The organism is Microbacterium sp. zg.Y909 (assembly GCF_024626565.1).
Genome location: NZ_JANJFJ010000201.1, coordinates 1 through 6363, shown reverse-complemented (window position 1 = coordinate 6363; position 6363 = coordinate 1). Strand labels below are relative to the sequence as shown.

Sequence of the window (6363 nt, the reverse complement as noted above, 5' to 3'; positions counted from 1 at the left end):
TGCAGGCGCCGCCGCTCGAGCAGCTGCGCCTGCGCAGCAGCACCAAGTGGCGCACGTACCCCGACGACGTGCTGCCGCTGTTCGTCGCCGAGCTGGACTTTCCGCTCGCCGACCCCATCACCGAGGTGCTGGCGCAGGCCGTCGCGCGCGGCGACACCGGCTACACGCCGCCCGACCCCGGCATCCGTGGCGCGTTCGCCGCCTATGCTCGGCGTCTCTGGGACTGGGACGTGGCACCGGAGCGGGTACGTTCCACCGCCGACGTCATGATGGGGGTCGTCGAGCTGCTGCGCCGCGGCATCGCCCCCGGCGACGGCGTCGTCATCACCCCGCCGGTGTACCCGCCTTTCACCGACTGCATCGACGAGGCCGGCGGCGTCGTCGTGCCCGTGCCGCTCGCCGAGACCGGCACGGTGTGGCGCCTGGACCTCGAGGCCATCGATGCGGCGTTCGCCGCGGGTGCGCGGGCGATGCTGCTGTGCAACCCCCACAATCCGACCGGGACGGTGCATCCCCGTAGCGACCTGGCCGCGCTGGCCGAGATCGCCGATCGGCACGGAGCCATCGTCATCAGCGACGAGATCCACGCCCCGCTGACCCAGCGCGACGTGGTCTTCACCCCGTACCTTGCGGCATCCGACCTCGCCGCCGAGAGCGGCTTCACGGTGACGAGCGCCAGCAAGACCTACAACCTCGCAGGCCTCAAGTGTGCCGTCATGGTGGCCGCGTCCGACCGCACCGCTGCGGTCCTCACGGCGTTGCCCGCCGAAGTCGAGTGGCGCACCGGCCTGTTCGGAGCGCTGGCGAATGTCGCCGCGTTCTCGCCCGAGAGCGACCCGTGGCGGGAGAGTCTGCTGGCGGCGCTCGATGCCAACCGGCGACTGTTGGCCGAGCTGCTCGACGAGCACGTGCCGGGCGCCCGCTACCGCATCCCCGACGCCGGGTTCCTCGCGTGGGTCGATCTCACCGCACTGGGGTGGGGCGACAACCCGGCTGCGAAGATCCTGCGCGAGGCGAAGGTCGCGCTGCACTACGGGCCGGCGTTCGGGGAACAGGGTGCCGGTCACGTGCGCATCAACTTCGGGTGCTCGCCGGAGGTGCTGCGCGAAGCCGTCGAGCGCATCGGTGCGCTCGTGCGCGCGTGAGCACCGCCACCGCGGAGCGCATCTGGTCGCCGCGGTACGTGTGGGTGACCCTCGGCGCGGTCGCCATGATCTTCCTCGCGGCGATCCAGTCGCTGGCGGTGACGACGGTCATGCCCCTCGTCAGCGCCGACCTCGGCGGCGAGGCGCTGTACGCCGTCGCCTTCTCGGGCACGCTCGCCACGAGCGTGATCGGCATGGTGGCCGTCGGCGCGTGGTGCGACCGGTCGACGCCCATCGCACCGCTCGCCACCGCGGTGCTGCTGTTCGTGCTCGGCCTGCTGGTGGCCGGCTTCGCGCCCAGCATGGAGGTGCTCGTCGCCGGCCGGCTGCTGCAGGGCCTGGGCACCGGCGGGCAGACCGTGGCTCTGTACGTCGTGGTCGCGCGGGTGTTTCCCGCGGGAATGCACGGCCGGGTCTTCGCGGCGTTCTCGGCCGCCTGGGTGGTGCCCTCGCTCATCGGGCCGTCGCTGGCCGGCGCCGTGGCGCAGTTCCTGCACTGGCGCTGGGTGTTCCTCGGCGTGGCCGCGTTGACAGCTGCCGCCTTCGCGCTGGTGTGGCTGCGACTGCGCGGCAGGGATCTCGCCACGTCGCACCCCGACCGCTCCGCGGTGGCCACGCGCCTGCTGTGGGCATTGCTGGTGGCGGCAGGCGCCCTCGCGCTCAGCCTCGCCGGTGAGACGGGACCGTGGATGCCGGTCGTGATCGCGGCATCCCTGCTGGTCGTGGTGGCGTCGCTGCGGCCGCTGCTTCCGCGTCGGACCCTTCTCGCCGGTCGCGGCTTGCCGGGCGTCGTGCTCATGCGGGCCCTCATCGCCGGCTCGCTCTTCGGCGCCGAGATCTACCTGCCGAAGCTTCTCATCGACGAGTATGGATTCTCCCCGGTCTGGGCGGGCCTGGGCCTCACCGCCGCCGCGCTCCTGTGGGCCGCGGGCGCGGCGGCACAGGGGCGCTGGGGAGACGCGCTCGGGAACAGCCGCATCACGCTGCTCGGCACCGCCCTGCTGTTCGCGGCCACCACCACGGCGACGGCGACGGCGCTCTGGCACCTCGATCCGGTGGTGCTGGTCGTCGGCTGGTCGCTGGGAGGGGCGGGGATGGGACTCATGTACCCGCGCATCACCGTGCTGACGCTCGCATACTCGACGCCGCAGAACCAGGGGTTCAACTCCTCGGCCCTGTCGATCTCGGATTCCATCGGCTCGGCGGTCGTCATCGCCACGATGGGGATCGTGTTCACCGCGCTCAGCGGCACCGGAGCAGGCTTCTCGGCGGTGTTCGCGATCGCCGCGGCGCTGGCGCTTCTCGCCCTCGTGCCCGGTCTGCGCCTCGGTCACGCGCACGAAACGCCGCGGCGCTAGCAGCCGCGGGATCTCAGTTCTCGGCGCGTCCCAGCCGCCAGTAGCCCATGAACGCCACCGCCCGGCGGTCCACGCCGTGCTCGGCGACCAGGCGCCGGCGCAGCGTCTTGATCGCGCCGGACTCGCCGGCCAGCCACGCGTACAGCGGGGCGCTCTTGAGCGCGGCGCCGCCCTTGGCGGTGCGGGGCACCTCCCACAGGATGCCGTGGTCGATGTCGACCTCCTCGACCTCGCCGCCCCGCCCGGCGGGGACCAGGTGCGTGGCGGCGTCGGTGGCCTCTGCCAGCAGGTGCGCGCTGCGCGGCGCGTCGTCGCGGCCGGCCACGCGGTATTCGAACCCGGGGTGGCGGGGGAGGTAGGCGGCATCCGCCGCACAGGGCAGCTCCACGACGACGACACCGCGCGCGTCGGGGGGAAGATGCTCCAGGATGGTCGCGATCGCCGGAGCGGCGGTCTCGTCCCCTGCGAGCAGCAGGTGGTCGGCGCGGGCGGGCGGCACGAAGTCGATGCCGTAGCTCACGCCCCGGTAGGCGGTGGTGGGGGCGAAGATGAGCACCTCGTCGCCGACGGTGGCGCGGGCGATCCACTCCGATGCGGGGCCGATCACGTCGTGGGCGACCATGTCGACATCCACCTCGGCCGCCTCGTTGCGCACCGCGCGGGTGGTGTAGGTGCGAAACGGCGGGCGGGCGTCGTCCGGCAGCTCGCGCCATCGCAGGTACCACTGGTCGTCGGTGGGCATGGCGTCGAGGCCGGCCTCGGCGGCGGGGAACACGATCTTGATGCGCTGGTCGTACCCGGGGTCGCCGAAGTCGGCGAGGTCGTCGCCGCCGAACGTGAAGCGGCGGAAGCTCGGCGTCAGATCGGTGATCGCCGTGACGTGGGCGCGGAAGAAGCGGGAGGTCTCAGAGGGTGCCATCGGGTTCTCCGGGCGAGGTCGGGCAGACGCGCGACCCCGGCGGGGATTGCACGTGGTGGCGGCCGCGGGGCAGCACGAGGGGCGAACCGGACACGGGGTCGGGGACGACGAGGGCCTCGAGGGCGAAGACGTCGCGGATGAGGTCGGCGGTGATGACGTCGGCGGGTGCGCCGCTGGCGACGACCTGGCCGCTGCGCACGGCGAAGACATGGTCGGCGTAGCGCGCGGCGAGGTTGATGTCGTGCAGCACCATCACGATGGTCGTGCCGTTGTTGCGGTTGAGGTCGGTGAGCAGGTCGAGCACCTCGATCTGGTGCGACACGTCGAGGAACGTCGTCGGCTCGTCCAGCAGCAGCACATCGGTCTCCTGGGCCAGGGCCATCGCGATCCACACCCGCTGACGCTGTCCACCGGAGAGCTCGTCGACCGGGCGATCGGCCAGTTCCGTCGTGCCGGTGTCGTGCAGGGCCTGCGCCACGACGGCGTAGTCCCGCTCGCTCCACCGCGAGAGCAGCTTCTGGTGCGGGTGGCGGCCGCGACCGACGAGGTCCGCCACCGCGATCCCCTCGGGCGCGACGGGACTCTGCGGCAGCAGGCCCAGGGTGCGGGCGACCTCCTTGGTCGGCCGGCTGCGCAGCGACCGGCCGTCGAGCAGCACCTGCCCCGCCTGCGGGGCGACGAGGCGGGCGAGCGCGCGCAGGAGGGTCGACTTGCCGCAGCCGTTGGCGCCGACGATCGCCGTGATGCGTCCGGGCGGAACCTCGAGGTCGAGGCCTTCGATGACGGTGCGGTCGCCGTACCCGAGTGTCAGCGATTCGGTGGTGAGGGTGTGGGCGGTGCTCACAGCGCGCCTCCCGAGCGGTTGGTCCTGATGAGGAGGTAGATGAGGTACGGGGCACCGAGGACGCCGGTGACGACGCCCACGGGGTAGCGGTTGTCGAAGGCGAACTGGCCGATGAGGTCGGCGACGAGCACCAGCAGCGCACCGATGAGCGCCGCCGGCACCAGCAACGATCCGCCCGATCCGACGAGCCGAGCCGCGATCGGGCCGGCCATGAACGCCACGAACGCGATGGGCCCCGCGGCGGCGGTGGCGAAGGCGAGCAGCACGACGGCGCCGACGATGAGCATCACCCGGGTGCGGCCGACGTGCACCCCCAGGGCGGCGGCGGTGTCGTCACCGAGGCGCAGGACGCCGAGGTTGCGGCCCTGGGCGAGCATGATGGGCCCGACCACGGCGGACGCCACGACCAGCGGCAGGACGGTGGACCACGTCGCGCCGTTGAGGCTTCCGGTCAGCCACTGCATGGCGGTCTGCAGGTCCCAGGCCGCGGCCCGCGACAGCACGTACGTCACCACGCTGTCGAGCATCGCCGCGACGCCGATGCCGATGAGGATCAGCCGGGTGCCGGCGAAGCCCCCTCGGTTGGAGAGCAGATAGATGGCGGCGGCGGTCAGCAGAGCGCCGCCGAGCGCGAGGAGTGAGACGGCCGTCCCGTTCAGCGACAGCACGATGATGCCGACCACGGCGGCCGCGCTGGCTCCGGAGGTGATGCCGATGATGTCCGGCGAGGCCAGCGGATTGCGCAGCATCGTCTGGAAGGTGACGCCCGCGAGCCCGAAGGCGAACCCCGCGACCAGACCGAGCGTCGCCCGGGGGAGGCGCAGCTCGCCGACGGTGAACGACGCACCCGGCACCGTCTCGCCGGCGATCACGCGCAGCACGTCGACGGGGGAGTAGAACGTCTTGCCGATCATCAGGCTGAGGGCGTACACGACCACGACGGTGAGGGCCAGCACCGCGGTCAGCAGCGCCCGCCGTCGCCGGCGCGCCCGGCGGCCGGCAGCCACCGCGGAGGCCGGCGTGGTCGCTGATCCCGTGATGGTCGCGGTGGTCACAGTTCCCTCACCCGCTGGCGTCGCACGATCCAGATGAAGACGGGGGCGCCGATGACGGCGGTGAGGATGCCGACTTCCAGCTCGGCGGGTCGGGCGATGACACGCCCCACCACGTCGGCGGCCACCAGCAGCGACGCGCCCGCGAGTGCGGAGACGGGCAGCAGCCAGCGGTGGTCGGTGCCGACCAGCAGCCGGCAGAGGTGGGGGATCACGAGCCCCACGAAAGCGATGGGACCGGCGATGGCCGTCGCCGCGCCGCAGAGCACGATCGCGCCCGCGGCGGCGATCAGCCGCGTGCGGGCGACGTTCTCACCGAGACCGGCGGCCAGCTCGTCGCCGAGCGCGAGGGAGTTCATGCCGCGGGCACTGATCAGGCAGACGGCCGCCCCCAGGGCCAGCACGGGCGACAGCGCGATGATGCGATCCCAGGTGGCACCGCCCACGCCGCCGATCTGCCAGAAGCGGAACGTCTCCATCACGTCCAGTCGCGGCAGCAGCACGGCGCTCACGAGCGAGGTGAAGGCGGCGGAGGTCGCCGCCCCGGCGAGGGTGAGCTTCAGGGGCGTGGCACCGCCGCGGCCGAGCGAGCCGACGGCGTAGACGAACACCGCCGCTCCCGCGGCCCCGGCTATCGCGACGGCCATGACGCTGTACGGCGCCGACAGGCCGAAGAACGCGATGCCGACCACCACCGCCAGGCTCGCGCCGCCGGAGACCCCCAGGATCCCGGGGTCGGCCAGAGGATTGCGCGTGACCGCCTGCATCGTCGCACCGCTCATCGCCAGCGCCGCGCCGACGACGAGCGCGAGCACCGTGCGGGGGATGCGGGCGACGACGGCCGCCTGCGCGATCCCGTCGGTCTGGCCCGTCAGCCCCTGGAAGACCTCGAGGGGCGAGACATCACGCACACCGAAGGCGACCGAGGCCGCCGACAACAGGATCAGCACCGCCACGCCTGCGCCCACCCACGCCAGACGCACCACCGCCGGACGCCGCACGACGGCGGCATCCGGCAGAGGTGTCTGCGCGCGGACGGCGTTCA

Annotated in this window: 6 protein-coding genes; 2 read left to right on the top strand and 4 right to left on the bottom strand. The window is 72.8% G+C overall.

Features of this window, described 5'->3' with window-relative positions; translation table 11 throughout:
* Together NQ160_RS14330 and NQ160_RS14325 are read left to right on the top strand one after the other, a co-directional pair.
* On the top strand, positions 1–1145 hold a 1145-nt coding region (locus NQ160_RS14330; RefSeq protein ID WP_257515883.1), incomplete at its 5' end, for a MalY/PatB family protein.
* The gene (locus NQ160_RS14325; RefSeq protein ID WP_257515882.1) at positions 1142–2503 is read left to right on the top strand and encodes an MFS transporter; all 1362 of its coding nucleotides are present in this window, start codon (positions 1142–1144) and stop codon (positions 2501–2503) included. The genes NQ160_RS14330 and NQ160_RS14325, both read left to right, overlap by 4 nt.
* Positions 2504–2516: 13 nt before the next feature.
* Here NQ160_RS14325 and NQ160_RS14320 read toward each other — a convergent pair whose 3' ends face one another.
* From NQ160_RS14320 to NQ160_RS14305, 4 genes are read right to left on the bottom strand one after another with little or no spacing between them, the layout of a single operon-like run.
* Entirely contained in the window at positions 2517–3422 is a 906-nt protein-coding gene (locus tag NQ160_RS14320) for a siderophore-interacting protein (protein ID WP_257515881.1), read from the bottom strand.
* Complete coding sequence (locus NQ160_RS14315; protein ID WP_257515880.1) at positions 3409–4266, bottom strand: ABC transporter ATP-binding protein; 858 nt, start codon at positions 4264–4266, stop codon at positions 3409–3411. The genes NQ160_RS14320 and NQ160_RS14315 overlap by 14 nt, the downstream gene beginning before the upstream one ends.
* The gene (locus NQ160_RS14310) at positions 4263–5321 is read right to left on the bottom strand and encodes a FecCD family ABC transporter permease (protein WP_257515879.1); all 1059 of its coding nucleotides are present in this window, start codon (positions 5319–5321) and stop codon (positions 4263–4265) included. Before NQ160_RS14310 ends, NQ160_RS14315 begins: the two co-directional genes overlap by 4 nt.
* Positions 5318–6337, bottom strand: a complete 1020-nt coding sequence (locus tag NQ160_RS14305; protein ID WP_257515884.1) for a FecCD family ABC transporter permease — start codon at positions 6335–6337, stop codon at positions 5318–5320. Before NQ160_RS14305 ends, NQ160_RS14310 begins: the two co-directional genes overlap by 4 nt.
* Between the last annotated feature and the right edge of the window lie 26 nt (positions 6338–6363).

Coding starts and splice junctions, on each gene's coding strand:
- NQ160_RS14320 (WP_257515881.1), bottom strand. CDS start 3,422: ATGGCACCCTCTGAGACCTCCCGCTTCTTCCGCGCCCACGTCACGGCG.